Genomic DNA, 15,910 nt, shown 5'->3' on the forward strand with positions numbered 1-15,910 from the left:
CTTCGCGGCGGCCTTCTTCGCCGGCTTCTTGGCGGCCTTCGCGGCGGCCTTCTTCGCCGGCTTCTTGGCGGCCTTCGCGGCGGCCTTCTTCACCGGCTTCTTGGCGGCCTTCGCGGCTGCTCCCCCGGCGCCCGCCCGGGGCTGCCGCTTCCGGGACCGGGCCATCGGAGCCCCGATCCGATCCTGGAGGGACTCGCTGCTGGCCCGGCCGAGGACCACCGGCCCCTCGCCCCGGGCCTGCCTCGCCTCGTCCTCGACGCTGTGGAAGAGCCGCACCCGCGCGCTGCCCTTGAAGACCAGCTCACCCTTGCGGTTCTCGCCCCAGAGCTCGAGGCCGGCGCAGTAGCAGCCTTCCTCGTGGGTGAGCTCCGCCACCCGTCCGTGGCACACGATCTGGTCTCCGGGCCAGACGATCTTGATGAAGCGGGCCGAGAGGTGCTCCAGGTGGCTGCCCGCCCCCTGCCAGCGGGTGACCATCCGGCCGGCGTAGCCCATCGCCATCATGCTGTGGGCGTGCACGCTGGGCATCCCCGCCTCCCGGGCGGCGATCTCGTCGATGTGCATGGGGTCGAAGTCCCCGGAGGCCGCCGCGTAGCGGACGATCTGCACTCGATCGATGGGCCTCGAGGTCAGCGTCTCGAGCGTGTCTCCCACGCTCAGCTCCGACCAGTACCTGCGGTGATTGTCCTGCATGTCCGCTCCGACCCTTCCCTTCCTTCTAGACCCTGGCCACCAGCTGGTGGCGGCCCCGGTAGACGACCTCGCCCGAGGTCAGGCGGCCGGTCTCGGAGATCACCACGAGCTCCATGGCGCCGCTGATCCCGTCCCGGCTGGAGATCTCGTCGATCCGGTGGGTGACGAGGATCGTCTCCCCCACCACGATCGGCCGCTCGTACTCGAAGACCTGCTCCGCCAGGAGCACCTCTCCGTTCGCCACCCCGAGCAGCTCGCGCAGATCGGAGCCCGCCTCGAAGGTGACCGGGAAGGTGGGCGGCGCGACGATGCCGGGATAGCCCATCGCCCGGGCCGCGCGCTCGCTGCGGTGGATGGGGTTGTCCTCTCCGAGCGCATCGGCGAAGCGCCTCACCGCGCCCCGCTCCACCAGGTTCCTCCCCGGTGTCGTCGTCCGACCCACCAGCCTGCGATCGAGCATCTGACCCTCCTGGCCACCCAATGGCCGGCCTCGCCCCGGTTGGCGCGGGTGACTCCTGCACTTCCCGCGTTCCCCCGCAGCCCGGGCAGAGGCCCGATCCCGGCGCTGCGCGCCACAGACTACCGGTCTACGCGGGCCGATCAAGCGTCCATGTTGGGGGCCGGGGACCCCCGGGGGCCCCGGAAATGCCAAATTCTGCCCCTATGGGCCCAATTGACGGCCAGCGGACCCCGTGCGACGCTCGACCCACCATGTCCAAGAAGAGCCAGCAGACCGCCCTCAACAATCATTTCGCCATCGAGCAGGCTGATCTGCAGACGAGGGTGCTGCTGCTCGAGGACCTGGTGGCGACCCTGGAGCAGACCCTCTCCGGCCTGCTGGCTCACCTCCAGGCCAGCGGAGACCTCGCCCCCGACGCGAGCTTCGCCCGGAAGTGGGACGAGGCCCTCGCGATCCTGCGAGAGGCGGGCTGGAAGGAGCGCCCGCTGCCAGGCGAGGCGCCCAAGGCGGGCGTCACCTGCCCGGGCTGCAGCTCGGTGCTCCGCAACGTCACCGGCGCGCCCGGTGAGCGCTGCGACTGGTGCGGTCACGTCTTCGTGCTCGTCTGCCCCGGCTGCCAGCGGGAGCTGGAGAACCTCTTCGGTGAACCGGGGGACGTCTGCCTCCACTGTCAGCACCGCTTCTAGGCTACAATACCGCCGATGCAATGCCCGGAGTGTGGAAGCGAGCAGCCCGACGGCACCGCGATCTGCGACGCCTGTGATGCGATCATCGATCCCTCCTTCCTGGGGGAGGATGCGCCGGAATTCGACGACGAGGGCACCGACCCGGGCCTCGCGGCGGCGCCGCGGGGCGAGCCCGGCACCCAGATCTTCGACGCGGGAGACTCCCTGGGGCGGGACGAGGGGACCGAGAACTTCGACTCCGGCGAGGCGGGCACCTACGTCGGCGGCGCGCCGGCCGGGCCCCCGGGCCGCGGCGACGAGGTGGACGAGCCTCCCACCGCCGCCCGGGCCACCGTGCCCGAGGTCCCCGAGGACGACGGGGAGTACGAATACGAGGACGAGTACGAGGAGGAAGAGGAGCCGTGGGTTCCTCCCGCCGCGAAGCCGGCGCGCGAGGAGTTCGACTACCGCAAGTACGTGAGCGAGGAGCCGGCGCCCGCCCCCGAGCCCGCCGCGGCCGCCCCGCAGGCCGGGCGCTCCCGCGGCGGCGCCATCGGACGCGCCCGCGGAGGGTCACCCTCCCCCGCCGTCTCCCCGGGCACCGATCCCGGAGGCTCCGGGGGCGTTCGCGGCGCCCTGGAGTTCGACACCTCCTCCCAGATGATGGACGACTACGAGGCCATGGCCCGCAAGCTCTGGGAGAGCTTCATGGGCCTACCGGCCACCGAGAAGGTCTCCATCATCGGCGCCTCCCTGGCCGCCCTCACCGTCCTCTTTCCCTGGCGGATCGACGTCTCCCCGGCCGGCGTGGCCGACGAGACCATCGGCCTGGTCGGCATGGGCTGGGTGGGCCTCCTCCTGGCCGTCGCCGCCCTGGGCATCAACTGGTACCGGCTCACCCAGCCGGGCGCGGCCGACAAGGCCCGCACCCTGGCCCTGGCCGTGGTCGGGACCTGCGGGGCGGGGCTCCTCTGGAGCGTCATCAGCCTGGGCGCCGCGGCCAGCGGCGGCGAGGTGATGGTGGGAAATCCCCACGGGGTCACGCCGGGGCCGGGCTACGGCCTCTTCATGCACCTCGTCGCCTGGACGGTGGCGGGGATCGGCGCGGTGGTCTCCCTGAAGGACCTCCCCACCAGCCGGCGCCGGCGCCACTGATCAGCCGCCGACGAGGGTGCGGAAGTAGTCCACCGAGGCGGGGGAGGCCCAGTCCCGCGGCCCGATGAACTTCGCGACCACCCGGCCGTCGGGGTCCACGACGTAGGTCTCGGGGAACTTCACCGTGCCCCAGGCCCGCGTCACCTTCTGCCCCTCGTCCATGAGCACCGGGAAGGGCGGCAGGTTGCCCGAGAAGAACTTCCGCACGTCGCCCACCGAGTCGTCCTCGCTGATCGCCAGCACCACGAAGCCGCTCTGCTCGAGGGCCTGATGCAGCCGCAGGATGGAGGGCAGCTCCTCGACGCAGGGCGGGCACCAGGTGGCCCAGAAGTTCACGAAGACGGTCTTGCCCCGGTAGTCCGTCAGGCTCACCGGGGTGCCGGTGAGATCCTTGAGGGTGAACTCGGAGGCGAGCTGATCCATGTGCAGCCCGTTGAGCTCCACCGGGATCGGCTGCACCGGTCCGAGGAGCCAGCGGGCCATGCTCTCGCCCACCGGCGCCAGGGCGAGGACCAGGCCCACCAGGAGGATGACCAGGCGATCCCGGGGGGTGATCAGCGGCTGTAGCTTCACGGTGTCCATCGTTCGCGCTCCCCCAGCGCGCTTCAGACGTGCTCGCAGCGCCGGGGCGTCGAGACGATACTTGAAGGCTCGATGGCCGTCCACGTGGAGGACCGGGATCTCGAGCCGGTAGCGCTCGAAGAGCTCGGGATCGGCGGTGATGTCGTGCTCCACCAGCCGGAGCGGGATCTCGCGGCCCACCTCCTCGATCACGGCCTTCATCTCCTCGCAGAGGCCACAGTCGTCCTTGGTGTAGAGATCGAGGCGGATCATCGGGCGGCAACCTACCACGGGGGTAGCGGGCCTCGCTTGCCGCTGACGGGCCCCCCGGTGGATGATGCGGCGATGGTGGGGCTCCAGGGCGATCTGCGAACGATGTCACTGGCGGAGCTGCTGCGCTTCGTCGTGGGCAAGGGGCTGAAGGGGACCATCCGCTGCGCCCAGGGCCCGAACGAGAAGAGCTTCGTGGTGATCGACGGCCAGGCGGTGCTGGCCTCCTCCAACGACGCCCGGGAGTACCTCGGGCAGTTCCTGATCAACTTCGGTCACGTCACCGAGCAGCAGCTCGACGAGGCCTTCGAGACCCAGCGCCAGACCACGGTCTACCTCGGCAAGATCCTCACGATGATCGATCTGGTCAGCGAGCCCGAGCTCGAGGCCGTCCTGCAGCTGAAGATCCGCGAGACGGTCCTCTCCCTCACCGAGTGGACCTACGGCACCTTCTTCTTCCAGCAGGACGTCGTGCCCGACCTCGGCCCGGGGGTGCAGGTGGCGGTGACGCTGGCCAACATCGAGGAGGAGGCCGACTTCCGCCGGACCGCCTGGGAGTCGATCCGCCAGGTCTTCCCCCGCGGCACCGACCTCCTCCGGGTCGATCGCGCCGCCCTCGCCGCGGACCACAACAACCCGCTGGATCTGCGCATCCTGGAGTACGCCGAGCAGGGCGAGTCCATCGACGGCATCGCGCTGCACCTCCACGCCACGCCCTTCGCCTTCTACCAGCGCCTCTTCTCGCTCTACCGCCTCGGGGTGGTGGCGCCCGTCGAGGCCCCGGAGCTCGACGAGGTGGAGGTGGAGGTGGTGGACCTCGACGCCATCCCGGACGTGATGGGGGCGGCCGCCGACCTCGGCTCCCTCCTCGCCCAGGTGAAGACCTTCCTCGAGGCCGGGCGCTTCGACGAGGCGGAGACGGTCGCCCGCCGGGCCACCGCCCTGGAGCCGACCGACGCCACGGCGCAGACCGCCCTGCGGGAGGCCGAGCTCCTCCTCCTCACCCGGCTGCGGGACGAGCTCCTCGTGCAGCCCCGCTGCCCGCGGCTGGTGAGGGACCCCCGGCAGCTCGATCCCCAGAGCCTCGGCCCGGCCGAGCGCTACCTGATGAAGCGCTTCGACGGGACCCGGACCTTGAGCCAGGTGATCCGGGTCAGCCCGATCCGCGAGCTCGACGCCCTGAAGCTGGTCAAGCGCTTCCTGGCCACCGGCGTGGTGGTGCTCGAGGAGCCGGCCTAGGAGGCCTCGGCGAGCGCGGCGCGCAGCGCCTTCAGCTGCGCGGCCAGGGTCCGGAAGTCGGCCGGGGTGAGGGCCTGGGGGCCGTCCGAGAGGGCGTCGGCCGGGGCCCCGTGGACCTCGACCATCACGCCGTCGGCGCCGGCGGCGAGCGCGGCCCGGGCCATGGGCGCGACGAGCTCCCGCACCCCGGTGGCGTGGCTCGGATCCACGATCACCGGCAGGTGGGACTCGCGCTGCAGCACGCAGACCGCGGAGAGGTCGAGGGTGTTGCGGGTCGCCGTCTCGAAGGTCCGGATCCCGCGCTCGCAGAGGATGATCTGGGTGTTGCCGCGGCTGGCGACGTACTCGGCCGCCATCAGCAGCTCCTGGATCGTCGCCGACATCCCCCGCTTGAGCATCACCGGCAGGCCGGCGTCCCCCACCGCCTCGAGGAGGGAGAAGTTCTGCATGTTCCGGGCGCCGATCTGCAGGATGTCGGCGGTGGCGGCCACCACCTCGAGGGTCTCGGTGTCCTTCACCTCGGTGATGATCGGGAGGCCCGTCTCCTCCCGGGCCTCGGCGAGGATCGCGAGCCCCTCCTCCTTCAGGCCCTGGAAGGCATAGGGGCTGGTCCGCGGCTTGAAGGCGCCGCCCCGCAGCACGTGGGCGCCGGCGGCGGCCACCTCCCGGGCGACCCCGAGGGTCTGCTCGCGGGACTCGACCGAGCAGGGGCCGGCCATGATCGTGAACTCGCCCCCGCCGATGATCGTCCCCCGGCACTCGATCCGCGTGCCCTCGGGCCGCATGTCCCGGCCCACGAGCTTGTAGGGGCGGGAGACGGGGATGCAGTCGGTCACGCCGGGCAGATCCGCGAAGGGGGTCGGATCGATGGCGCCCTTGTTGCCGGTGAGCCCGATGGCGGTGCGCCGCTCGCCGGGGATGGGGTGGGCCTGCAGGCCGAGCTTCTCGGCTCTCCGGCTGACGGCGTCGATCTGTTCGGGGGTGGCCCCGGGGGCCATGACGATGAGCATGCTGTCCTCGCTGTTCGCGCTTCGGTCCGGCCTTCGAGGCGCGCTACCCTACCTCTCCGGCCAGACGGCCGTACACCCGCCGAAGCCGCAACCACCGGCGGCGCGCCCCGGCTGCCTCCCGTTCATGCACCCCGAGCGCCGCCCTCGCAAGCCGCACCTCGCTGCCGGCCGCCTCGAGCTCCTGCCGCAGGACCGAGGCGCGGGCCCGGCTCGAGGCCACCACGCCCCGCCAGCCCGCCGCCGCGATCCGCGCGAGCGCCGCCCGGGCCGCCGCCTCCTCCCGGAGGGAGCGCTCGAGCCCTGCCCGGGCCGAGGCCTGCGCCCCCGCGGCCCGGGCCATCGCCTCGGCGGCCTCGTCCACCCGCCTCCGGGCGAGGGTCCGGCGCGCGCTCACGCCGCCACCCGCAGGAGCGCCTCCCGCAGCGCCCCGGGACCGGCGGGCTCCCCCTCCTGCTGCAGCAGCGCCTCGATCCCGGGCCAGCGCGCCAGAGCCTCGTCGCCCTCCGGATCCCGGCCCGGCTCCCAGGCGCCGAGCACCATCAGCTCCCGGCGCTCCTCCTGGAGGCGGGCCCAGCGCCGCAGCCGGCGCGCGGCCCGGAGGTGCTCCTCGTCGGCCACCTGCTGGGCCAGGCGGCTCAGGGAGGCGACGGGATCGAGGGCCGGGTAGTGGCCGCGCTCGGCGAGCTCCCGCGAGAGGACGAGGTGCCCGTCGAGGAGCCCGCGGAGCTCCTCCTCGAGGCCGGAGCCCTCCTCGAGGACGGTGTAGATCGCGCTCATCCTTCCGTGGGCGTCGTTCCCGGCGCGCTCGAGCAGGCGGGGCAGGCGGGCGAGGGCCGAGGCCGGGTAGCCGGCGGGCCCGAGGGGCTCCCCGGCCGAGAGGGCGATCTCCCGCTCCGCCCGCAGGTGACGGGTGAGGGAGTCGACCAGGAGGACGACCTCCCGGCCCTCCCGGCGGAAGTGCTCGGCCAGCGCCGTGGCCAGGGGGAGCGCCCGCGCCCGCTGGTGCGCCGGGGCCGCGCCGGTGGCGGCGACGATGAGGGTGCGCGCCCGCGCCTCGGCCGGCAGCCCGCGGCGGAGCTCCTCGAGCTCCCGGCCCCGCTCTCCCACCAGCGCGAGCACGACCACCTCGGCCTCCAGCCCGGCGGCGAGCCGCGCGACCAGCCGCGTCTTGCCGGTCCCGGCGGGCGCGAAGAGCCCCACCCGCCCGCCGCGCCCCAGGGTGCACAGGGCGTCGATCGACCGCACCCCCGTCCAGAGGGGCTCGTCCACCGGCCGCCGCGCGTGGGCCACCGGCGGGGGCGCGTCCAATCGCACCGGGGTGAGGCCGCGACGATCGAGGGCCGGCCCACCGTCGAGGGGCCGGCAGAGGGGGTCGATGACCCGGCCCAGGAGCGCCGGCCCCGCCGCCGGGACCGGGGTACCCCGCAGGCGGACCGGCGCCCCGATCTCGAGGCCGGCGGCGGGCCCGCGGAGCAGGAGGGTCGCCTCGTCTCCGCGCAGCGCGACCACCTCCCCCTCCACCTCGCTCCCGGCGCCGGCGGCGGCGCTCGCCCCGAGCTGCGCCCCGGGCAGGTGCACCCGGGCGTGCTGCCCCCGGAGCGCCAGCAGGCTCCCCTCCGGCCGCAGCCGGGGCAGGCCCTCGAGCGCGCCGGCGGCGCCGCGCAGGCGCCCGAGGGTCTCGCGCAGCGGGTCGCGGCTCACGCGGGCTCCTCCCGGATCAAGCCCAGCGCGCCGGCGAGCGCGTCGAGGGCCAGGCCCGCCCGGGTCTCGACCCGGGCGTCGAGGCCCCCGCCGGGGAGGCGGGCCACCAGATCGCCGGGCGCGAGGGAGGCGTCCACGCGCACCTCGCCCTCGCCCTCCAGGGCGGCCCGGTCCGCGGGGTGCACCCGCAGCTGGATCTCGGCCCCCGGCGGCGCCCGCCGGTGGACCTCCCGCGCGAGCGCCCGCAGCAGTGGCCCGCGCTCGGCCGGGATCTCCCGCCACACCTGCTCGGCGACGGCGAGGCAGGCCTCGGCGGCGGCCTGGCAGAGGCGGATCCGCCGGAGATGATCGGCCCGGGCCAGCCGCTCCCGGCGGCGCGCGAGCCAGCGCCCGGCGTCGCGGCGCAGCCGTCGCCGCTCCTCCGCCCGGAGCGCCTCGAGCTCGTCCCGCGCCGTGGCGCGGATCCGGTCGGCCTCTTGCTGCGCCTCCTCGAGCAGCTCGGCCGCCCGGTCCCGGGCCGCCAGCAGGTGCGCGGGGACGATCGGCCCCTCGAGGCGCAGCAGGCAGGAGAAGTCAGGTTCACCCATGGTGCTCCCCTCTTCCAGGATGCGTGCCAGCCCCCTCCAGGCCCCCTCCTGGCCCCCTCCCGGGGCGCCGGAACCCGGACGCGAGACCGCACGCCGGACCTGGGGTCCGCCTGCCGGACCGCACCCGGGCGGCCCGGAGGCCTTGACGTGCCCCCGCACCACCGCCGACAACCCTGGGCCGTGGAGGCCCTTCGCGAGACCCTGATCGTCGCCGAGCAGGACCTACGTCACTCCGTGAGGACGACGAAGGCCCTGGCCTTCCTCCTGATCTACGCGCTGCTCACCCTCGGCGGCGGCGCCCTGATGGTGGAGGCCGCGGCCCGCACCGAGCAGATGGCCATGGAGGCGGCCGAGAAGTTCGGCATGAGCCCCGAGCAGGCCGAGGCCGAGAAGACCGAGGCGAAGCGCAAGGCGACGGTGGGCGCGCTCGAGTGGGTGATGAGCGACGAGAGCGAGGCGGAGGCCCAGGCCGACTACCTCCTGGGCTGCCCCCTGATCGTCCTGATCTTCTTCGTGGTGAACATCCTCCTCTTGCCCTTCCTGATCGTCCTGATGACCTACGATCAGATCTCGGCCGAGCTGCAGTACCGCTCCGCGCGCTACACCCTCCTGCGCGCCAGCCGGACCTCGCTCCTCCTCGGGAAGATCCTCGCCAACGGCGTGCTGATCACCGCCATCACGGTGGTCACCAACCTCCTGCTGGTGACCTACGCCCAGGTGCGGCTGGTGGAGTTCGAGCTCTCCTCGGCGCTGGTCTACGTCCTGCGCTTCTGGGCCCTGACCCTCCCTCTGGCGCTGGCCTGGGTCTCGATCATCGCCTTCCTCTCCTCGCTCTTCCGCTTCTCCTACCAGGCCCTCATGGCCAGCCTGGCCACCTTCTTCGCGACCCTGGTGCTGCTGGCGATGACCCTCTGGGAGAGCTTCGACTTCCTGAAGTACGTGCTGCCCTGGCACTACAACGGCCTGCTCCTCTCCCACCGCCTGGGCGATCAGCTCCTCGGGACCGGGGTCTTCCTCTTCATCGCGCTGCTCTTCGGCGGCGCGGCCTGGCTGGTGCTGAAGCGGAGGGACGTCTGATGTCCGCGCTCGCGCTCCGCCTCGAGGAGGTCGTCAAGCGCTTCGGCAGCCTGCGGGCGGTCGACGGCGTCAGCCTCGAGATCCCCGTCGGCTCGGTGTACGGCCTCATCGGCCCCAACGGCGCGGGTAAGACCACGACCTTCTCCCTGGTGAGCGGGTGGCTGCGGCCCAACAGCGGGCGGGTCGAGGTGCTGGGCACGGACCCGAGGCAGATCCACCGCCTCAAGGGCCGCTTCGCCGCCCTCCCCCAGGATGCGTCGCTGCCGCCGAACACCTCCCTGATCCAGAGCCTGAGCTACTTCGCCCGGCTCCAGGGCCTCTCCCGGCCCGCTTCGAAGGTGGCGGCCGAGGAGGCCCTCGCCCTGGTCGGGCTCAAGGAGTGGAGCAAGGTCCGGGCGCTGACTCTCTCCCACGGCATGGCGAAGCGGGTCGGCCTGGCGCAGGCCTTCCTCGGCAAGCCCGAGCTGGTGCTCCTCGACGAGCCGACCGCGGGCCTCGATCCGAAGAACGCCCACCACCTGCGCAACCTGATCCGCGAGATGCGCGGCGAGTCGACGATCCTCATCTCCTCTCACAACCTCTACGAGCTCGAGGACCTCTGCGATCACGCCGCGATCCTCGATCGCGGGAAGGTGTTGACCTCCGGGAGCATGGCGACCCTCTCCGCCGCCGACCGCGAGGTGGTGATCGTGCTGGCCGACGTGGATGGCGAGCGCTTCGCCGCCGCCGTCGAGAAGCTCCCGCAGGTGAAGAGCGCGAGCTTCGAGGTGAAGGTGCGGGAGCTGACGGTGACCTTCGGCGACGAGCCGGGCGAGACGCACCTCACCACCACCGTGCTCGAGGCGCTGATCGGCGCCGGCGCGCGGATCGAGGCCGTCCGCAAGGGCCGGGGCCTCGAGCGCCGGGTCCTCGAGATCACCTGAAAGAGGAGGCCCTCATGCGCGACGCCGCCGTGATCACCTGTGCTCTCACCGGTGTGCTCACCGACCCCGCCCGGCACTCGGTCCCGGTGACCCCCGTGGAGATGGCCGCCGAGGCGCGCCGGGCCCGGGACGCCGGCGCCTCCATCGTCCACTGCCACTTCCGGATGCAGGAGCCCGGCATGGGCCGCCTGCCCTCCTGGGATCCCGAGGTCGCCGCGGCGGTCTGCGACGCCATCCTCGCCGAGGTCCCGGACCTCATCATCAACATGAGCACCGGGGTGATGGGGCCGGACATCGCCGCTCCCCTGGCCTGCCTCGAGCGGGTGAAGCCGGAGATGGCCGCCCTCAACGCCGGCTCGCTGAACTACCTGAAGCTGCGCGCCAACGACGAGTGGGCCTGGCCGCCCCTGCTCTTCGACAACCCCGTCGACAAGATCGAGGGCTTCGCCGCGGTGATGAAGGAGCACGGGATCGTCCCCGAGTGCGAGTGCTTCGACACCGGCATCCTGCGCAGCGTCGCCCTCTACGCCCGCCGGGGCCTGGTGCCGAGCCCGCCCCACGTCTCCCTGGTGATGGGCGTGGCCTCGGGGATGCCGGCCAAGGCCTCGTGGCTGCCACTGCTCCAGGAGGAGATGGTGGAGGGCACCCACTGGCAGGTCATCGCCATCGGCCGCCAGGAGGTCTGGGACCTCCACCGCCACACCGCGGAGGCCGGCGGCGACCTGCGCACGGGCCTCGAGGACACCTTCTACCTCCCCGACGGCAGCCGCGCCGACTCCAACGGCCCCCTCGTCGAGGTCCTCGCCCGCGTCGCCGAGGAGGCCGGCCGCCGCGTCGCCTCTCCCGACGAGGCGAGAGAGATCCTGGGGCTGCGAGGGCGATGAGCTGCGAGCTGTGAGCTATGAGCTGCGAGCCTGCTACTGCTCGCGCCCAGCTCGAAGCTCGTAGCTCGTAGCTCGTAGCTCGAAGCCGGCAGGATTGGACCCTCGAGTCGACCGTGCTAGCAAGCCACGCATGGCCCCCTTCCGGATCTGCTTCGTCTGCCTGGGCAACATCTGCCGCTCCCCTCTGGCCGAGGCCGTCCTCCAGCAGATGGTGCGAACGCGAGGCCTCGAGGATCAGATCGAGATCGAGTCGCGGGGCACGGGCGACTGGCACCTCGGCCAGCCGGCCGATCCCCGGATGCAGGCCGCCGCGACCCGCCACGGCGTGCCGATGTCCACCCGGGCCGAGCTCTTCGAGGAGGAGGACTTCGCCGACTTCGACCTGATCCTCTCGATGGACCGGGCGCGCTTCGGTGAGCTCGAGCGCCGGATGCCCCGGCGGGTGAAGGCGGCGCTGCGCCTCTTCCGCGACTACGATCCCGAGGCCAGCGGCCCGGCCGACGTGCCGGATCCCTACTACGGCGGCGAGGACGGCTTCGAGGAGGTCTACCGGATCGTCGAGCGCACCTGCGCGGCGATGCTCGACGCCCACCAGCGAGGGGAGCTCCCCTGACCCTCGAGGAGCACCTCGGGGAGCTGCTGGGGTCGCCGGTGCGGGCCTCCCGGGCCGTGGGGGGAGGCTCGATCTGCGAGGCCCGCCGCCTCCAGCTCGCCGACGGCCGCTCGATCTTCGTGAAGGAGGCGCGCGGCGCGCCGCCCGGCCTCTTTCCGGCCGAGGCCGAGGGGCTCGCGGCGCTCGGGGCCGCCGGGGGACCGAGGGTGCCGGCGGTGCTCGCGGTCGAGGAGCGCTTCCTCGCCCTCGAGGATCTGGGCGCGGGCCGGGCCTCGAAGGGAGACTGGGAGCACTTCGGCCACGCGCTGGCCCGGCTGCACCGGCAGAGCGCGGAGGGCTTCGGCTTCGCGGCGGACAACTTCATCGGGCGCACGCCGCAGCCCAACGGCTGGATGGCCGACGGCCCGACCTTCTTCGCCGAGCGCCGCCTCCTCCACCTCGGCCGCGCCTGCCGGGACGAGCGGGGCCTCGATCGGCGAACGCTCCAGGCGCTCGAGTCGATCGCGCGGCGGCTGCCCGAGCTGCTCCCGGACGAGCCCCCGGCGCTCCTGCACGGCGATCTCTGGACCGGCAACGTGCACCCCTGCGCCAGCGGAGAGATCGCGCTGATCGACCCCGCGGCGCACTTCGGCTACCGTGAGGCCGATCTCGCCATGACCTCCCTCTTCGGTTCACTTCCGGCCGCCTTCCACGCGGCCTACGAGAGCGCCTGGCCCCTGGCCCCGGGCGCGCGGGAGCGCGTGAGCCTCTTCAACCTCTACCACCTCCTCAACCACCTGCTCCTCTTCGGCGGGGGCTACCGCGCCTCGGTGGAGCAGACGGCGCGGCGCTGGGCATGACGCGGTCGCCCCTCACCATCCAGGCCGCCGGGCGCTCCGACGTCGGCCGCGAGCGCCAGAACAACGAGGATCGGCTGGTGGTGGTCGAGCCCGACGAGCACGACGCCGGGTGGATCCTCTGCGTCGCCGACGGCATGGGAGGCCACCCCGCCGGCGAGGAGGCCTCCGGGCACGTGGTGGAGCTCATCGCGGCCTTCCCCCGGGAGGAGGACCTCCCCGATCCGGGAGGGGATCGCGGGGTGAAGCTCGCCCGGGCGCTGGCCGCGACCTTCGAGCGCGCACACCGGGAGGTGCTGGCGATCGGCGCCGGCGACCCCGAGAAGACCGGCCTGGGGACGACCGTCGTCGCCGCGCACCTCGTCGAGGGTGAGCTCCACGTCTTCCACTGTGGAGACTCGCGCTGCTACCTCCTGCGCGAGGAGATCCTCGAGCAGCTGACCTCGGACCACGTGGTGGTCGACGGCGGCATCCGCTTCCTCGCGGCTCACGTGGGCATGGCCGAGGGCTTCGTCCTCGAGCACGCCCGCCGGGATCTCGAGCCCGGGGACCGGATCCTCGTCTGCTCCGACGGCCTGACGGACATGGTACCGGCCGAGGTCTTCGGGCTGGCGCTCCACGAGGCGCCCGATCCCGAGCAGGCGGTGCTCACGCTGGTGGAGATGGCCCTCCTCGCGGGTGGCCATGACAACGTGAGCGTTGCCGTGGCCTTCGTCTCCTGATCTCCGGGATCCGGCGACGAAGGCCTGCGGCGAGTGACGCCAGCGGCGTCGAGGGCGGCTACAGCAGGCGCTGAGTCGCGTAACCCGTCATCTGGTTGTCCCAGGTGTTCATCTGCCCGGCGAAGAGGGGGCACTCCTGGCAGCTGAAGGAGGGCCAGCCGCGCTTCACGGCGAGGTTGAGGCAGCCCTCGTACTCGGGGCAGAAGAGGTTCCGCACGGACTCGGAGCCGGTCCGGGACTCGGAGTTGATGACGTTCGTGAGGGGGATCGGGTTGGGCATGGGCTGGTTCATCGTGACTCCGCTTGGTGAAGGCGCCGGCGAGGGCTCGACGCGGTGTGTCTTCCCCGGTGAGTGGCGGCTTTATAGGAGGTTTGAATCAGCCCTGTCAAATTCTTCGACGCGGTGCGTCAAGAAATTGATTTCTCTACAATTTTCAGGACCTCTCCTCCCCACTCCTCGACCCATCTCGGGCCGATCCCGGGAAGATCACGCAGATCGGAGAGGGATCCGGGCCGCTGCTCGGCGATCAGCTCGAGGTCGCGGGCGGTGGCGATCACCTGCACCTGCACCGAGAGCTCCGCTGCCTTGCCCTGCCGCCACGCCAGGAGAGCATCGAGGATCGCCCCGTTGCCGCTCGAGGGCCGCCGCGGCGGCCGCGGTCGGCGGGGCGGTGGCGGCTCACGATCCTGGAGGCCCACGCGCACCGCCTCGAGGATCCCCTTCTCGAAGCGCTGCCGGCTCGCCTTCGGCATCCCGCCCACCTTGCCCAGCGCATCGCTGCTCTCCGGGCGGGCGCGGGCGATCCGGACCATCACGTCGTTGCCCAGCACCATGAAGGGAGGGCGGTTGATCCTCTCGGACCGCGCCTCGCGCGCGAGGTAGAGCGCCCGGACGATCGCGCGCCCCGCAGGATCGAGCCCGCCGTAGCCCTTGATCTTGTAGAAGCCCTGCTCGTCGAAGCGCTTCTCCTGAGGGCGGGTGGCCATGATCCGCTCGAAGAGGCGACGCGCGCCCTCCCAGCGTCCCGCGGCCTCGAGCTGGGCGCCGAGGATCCGGCGCAGCTCGATGAGGTGCTCGACATCGGCGGCGGCGTAGCGGAGCTGCGCGGACTTCAGCGGCCGGCGGCTCCAGTCCGAGCGCTGCTCTCGTTTCGAGAGCTTCACGCCGAAGTGCTCCTCGACCAGCGCGGCCAGGCCCACCTGGTCGCCGCCGAGGATGAGCCGGGCCCCCTGGGTGTCGAAGAGGCCGGTGAGGGCGATGCCCGCGCTCGCCCGCAGCAGGCGGACGTCGTTCTCGCCCGCGTGCATGACGATCTCCACCCCCGGATCCTCGAAGGGGGCCTTCAGCAGCTGCAGATCGACGGCGAGGGGATCGATGAGGTAGATGCCCTGCTCGTCGGCGATCTGCAGGAGGCAGAGCTTCTCCCGGTAGGCGTAGAAGGCGTCGGACTCGGTGTCGACGCCGAGCACCGTGCCCGCCTTCCAGCGAGCCGCCAGGCGCTCCACCTCACGATCGTCGGCGATGAAGCGAGGCTCGTGGCCCTCGCTCACGCTCCCTCCTGCCCCAGCGGCGGCGGTGGAACCTCCCGCGCCACGTGGCAGGCGAGGTTCGCGGCGGCCCGGGCGTTGGCCTCGAGGATCGCCAGGTTCACGGCGACCGCGCCGGGCCCGAGCTGCTCGCGCAGGGACTCCAGGAGGAAGGGCGTGAGGGCCTTTCCGTGCACGCCCTCCTCGCGGGCGCGGGCCGTGGCCGCCTCGACCGCGCCCTGCACCTCGCTCGCCTCGAGCGCGACGGCCCGGGGCACCTCGTTGGCGACCAGCAGGCCACCCTTGCGGCCGATGGCCCGGTGGGCCCGGAAGATCCGCGCCACCTCGGCCTCGTCCTCGGCCACCAGCTCCAGGGGGAGCCCGGTCTCGTTGTAGTAGAAGCCCGGGAACTCCGCGGTCCGCAGCCCCACCACCGGGACCGCGAGCGACTCGAGCCGCTCGAGGGTCGCGGGGAGGTCGAGGACGGCCTTCGCTCCGGCGCTGACGATCGCCACCGGCGCCTGGGAGAGGACGATGAGATCGCTGGAGACGTCTCCGTGCTCGCTCCAGCCCGGGTGCACGCCGCCGATGGCGCCCGTCGCCATGACCCGGATGCCCACCCGCGACGCGATCCAGGCCGTCGCCGAGACCGTGGTGCCACCGGTGAGGCCCTTGACCATGGCCACCGCGAGGTCGCGCACGCCCAGCTTGGCGCAGGGCGCCTCGGGGTCCGCGAGGCGCTTGAGCTCCTCGTCGTGCAGCCCCACCCGGATCTTGCCGTCGATCACCCCGATGGTCGCGGAGACCACGCCGGCCTCGCGGGCCGCGCGGGCCGCTCGCCAGGCCGACTGGGAGTTCTCCGGCGCGGGCAGGCCGTGAGTCAGGACGACCGACTCCAGGCCGATGACGGGGTGGCCCTCGGCGAGGGCCTCCCGGACCTCTGGGCTGACGACGATGGGAGGCGTGGAGGCAATGCTCATGGGAGGC

At 72.7% G+C, this 15,910-nt stretch carries 19 protein-coding genes; 9 read left to right on the top strand and 10 right to left on the bottom strand.

The genetic code is table 11. The annotated features are described in order from the left end of the window. Both P1V51_18030 and P1V51_18035 read right to left on the bottom strand, forming a co-directional pair. The coding region (locus P1V51_18030; protein ID MDF1564947.1) for a MaoC/PaaZ C-terminal domain-containing protein at positions 1-654 on the bottom strand (654 nt) is incomplete at its 3' end. Positions 655-718: 64 nt separating this feature from the next. Beyond that, positions 719-1,153, bottom strand: coding sequence for a MaoC family dehydratase N-terminal domain-containing protein (locus tag P1V51_18035; protein MDF1564948.1), 435 nt, complete (start codon positions 1,151-1,153; stop codon positions 719-721). Between the two features lie 251 nt (positions 1,154-1,404). On the opposite strand from P1V51_18035, the gene P1V51_18040 reads away from it, so the two are divergent. Then, the gene (locus P1V51_18040) at positions 1,405-1,839 is read left to right on the top strand and encodes a hypothetical protein (GenBank protein ID MDF1564949.1); all 435 of its coding nucleotides are present in this window, start codon (positions 1,405-1,407) and stop codon (positions 1,837-1,839) included. A gap of 15 nt (positions 1,840-1,854) precedes the next feature. After that, positions 1,855-2,973 (top strand): hypothetical protein, encoded by a 1,119-nt coding sequence (locus P1V51_18045; protein MDF1564950.1) that lies wholly within the window; start codon positions 1,855-1,857, stop codon positions 2,971-2,973. On the opposite strand, the gene P1V51_18050 is transcribed toward P1V51_18045, so the two are convergent. Beyond that, the gene (locus P1V51_18050) at positions 2,974-3,807 is read right to left on the bottom strand and encodes a redoxin domain-containing protein (GenBank protein MDF1564951.1); all 834 of its coding nucleotides are present in this window, start codon (positions 3,805-3,807) and stop codon (positions 2,974-2,976) included. 72 nt (positions 3,808-3,879) lie between these two features. On the opposite strand from P1V51_18050, the gene P1V51_18055 reads away from it, so the two are divergent. Continuing rightward, positions 3,880-5,043, top strand: a complete 1,164-nt coding sequence (locus P1V51_18055) for a DUF4388 domain-containing protein (protein MDF1564952.1) — start codon at positions 3,880-3,882, stop codon at positions 5,041-5,043. Here P1V51_18055 and aroF read toward each other — a convergent pair. The 4 genes from aroF to P1V51_18075 are packed head-to-tail and all read right to left on the bottom strand — an operon-like array spanning position 5,040 to position 8,341. Further along, positions 5,040-6,053: a 3-deoxy-7-phosphoheptulonate synthase gene (aroF, locus tag P1V51_18060; GenBank protein ID MDF1564953.1), complete on the bottom strand. Its 1,014-nt coding sequence runs from the start codon at positions 6,051-6,053 to the stop codon at positions 5,040-5,042. The genes P1V51_18055 and aroF overlap by 4 nt on opposite strands. A gap of 43 nt (positions 6,054-6,096) precedes the next feature. Then, entirely contained in the window at positions 6,097-6,447 is a 351-nt protein-coding gene (locus tag P1V51_18065) for a hypothetical protein (GenBank protein ID MDF1564954.1), read from the bottom strand. Further along, positions 6,444-7,754, bottom strand: coding sequence for an EscN/YscN/HrcN family type III secretion system ATPase (locus P1V51_18070; protein ID MDF1564955.1), 1,311 nt, complete (start codon positions 7,752-7,754; stop codon positions 6,444-6,446). The genes P1V51_18065 and P1V51_18070 overlap by 4 nt, the downstream gene beginning before the upstream one ends. Beyond that, entirely contained in the window at positions 7,751-8,341 is a 591-nt protein-coding gene (locus tag P1V51_18075; GenBank protein MDF1564956.1) for a FliH/SctL family protein, read from the bottom strand. The genes P1V51_18070 and P1V51_18075 overlap by 4 nt, the downstream gene beginning before the upstream one ends. A 180-nt stretch (positions 8,342-8,521) precedes the next feature. Here P1V51_18075 and P1V51_18080 point away from each other — a divergent pair, with 180 nt between their 5' ends. The 6 genes from P1V51_18080 to P1V51_18105 all read left to right on the top strand — a co-directional run bounded on the left by P1V51_18080 (position 8,522) and on the right by P1V51_18105 (position 13,396). Further along, positions 8,522-9,418: an ABC transporter permease gene (locus P1V51_18080; protein MDF1564957.1), complete on the top strand. Its 897-nt coding sequence runs from the start codon at positions 8,522-8,524 to the stop codon at positions 9,416-9,418. Further along, complete coding sequence (locus P1V51_18085; protein MDF1564958.1) at positions 9,418-10,341, top strand: ABC transporter ATP-binding protein; 924 nt, start codon at positions 9,418-9,420, stop codon at positions 10,339-10,341. The genes P1V51_18080 and P1V51_18085 overlap by 1 nt, the downstream gene beginning before the upstream one ends. Before the next feature lie 14 nt (positions 10,342-10,355). Further along, complete coding sequence (locus P1V51_18090) at positions 10,356-11,225, top strand: 3-keto-5-aminohexanoate cleavage protein (GenBank protein MDF1564959.1); 870 nt, start codon at positions 10,356-10,358, stop codon at positions 11,223-11,225. Positions 11,226-11,355: 130 nt separating this feature from the next. Continuing rightward, entirely contained in the window at positions 11,356-11,838 is a 483-nt protein-coding gene (locus P1V51_18095) for a low molecular weight phosphotyrosine protein phosphatase (protein ID MDF1564960.1), read from the top strand. 23 nt (positions 11,839-11,861) lie between these two features. Beyond that, entirely contained in the window at positions 11,862-12,677 is an 816-nt protein-coding gene (locus P1V51_18100; protein MDF1564961.1) for a fructosamine kinase family protein, read from the top strand. Next, entirely contained in the window at positions 12,674-13,396 is a 723-nt protein-coding gene (locus P1V51_18105; protein ID MDF1564962.1) for a protein phosphatase 2C domain-containing protein, read from the top strand. Before P1V51_18100 ends, P1V51_18105 begins: the two co-directional genes overlap by 4 nt. A gap of 58 nt (positions 13,397-13,454) precedes the next feature. Here P1V51_18105 and P1V51_18110 read toward each other — a convergent pair whose 3' ends face one another. The 3 genes from P1V51_18110 to P1V51_18120 form a co-directional block, all read right to left on the bottom strand. Continuing rightward, positions 13,455-13,676: a hypothetical protein gene (locus tag P1V51_18110; GenBank protein ID MDF1564963.1), complete on the bottom strand. Its 222-nt coding sequence runs from the start codon at positions 13,674-13,676 to the stop codon at positions 13,455-13,457. Positions 13,677-13,804: 128 nt separating this feature from the next. Then, complete coding sequence (locus tag P1V51_18115) at positions 13,805-14,947, bottom strand: HRDC domain-containing protein (protein ID MDF1564964.1); 1,143 nt, start codon at positions 14,945-14,947, stop codon at positions 13,805-13,807. Next, positions 14,944-15,903 carry a pseudouridine-5'-phosphate glycosidase gene (locus tag P1V51_18120; GenBank protein ID MDF1564965.1) on the bottom strand — a complete coding sequence of 320 codons (960 nt, stop codon included), beginning with the start codon at positions 15,901-15,903 and terminating at the stop codon, positions 14,944-14,946. The genes P1V51_18115 and P1V51_18120 overlap by 4 nt, the downstream gene beginning before the upstream one ends. Between the last annotated feature and the right edge of the window lie 7 nt (positions 15,904-15,910).

It is taken from the genome of Deltaproteobacteria bacterium (genome assembly GCA_029210625.1).
In the GTDB taxonomy this organism is placed as follows: Bacteria; Myxococcota; Myxococcia; order SLRQ01; family SLRQ01; genus JARGFU01.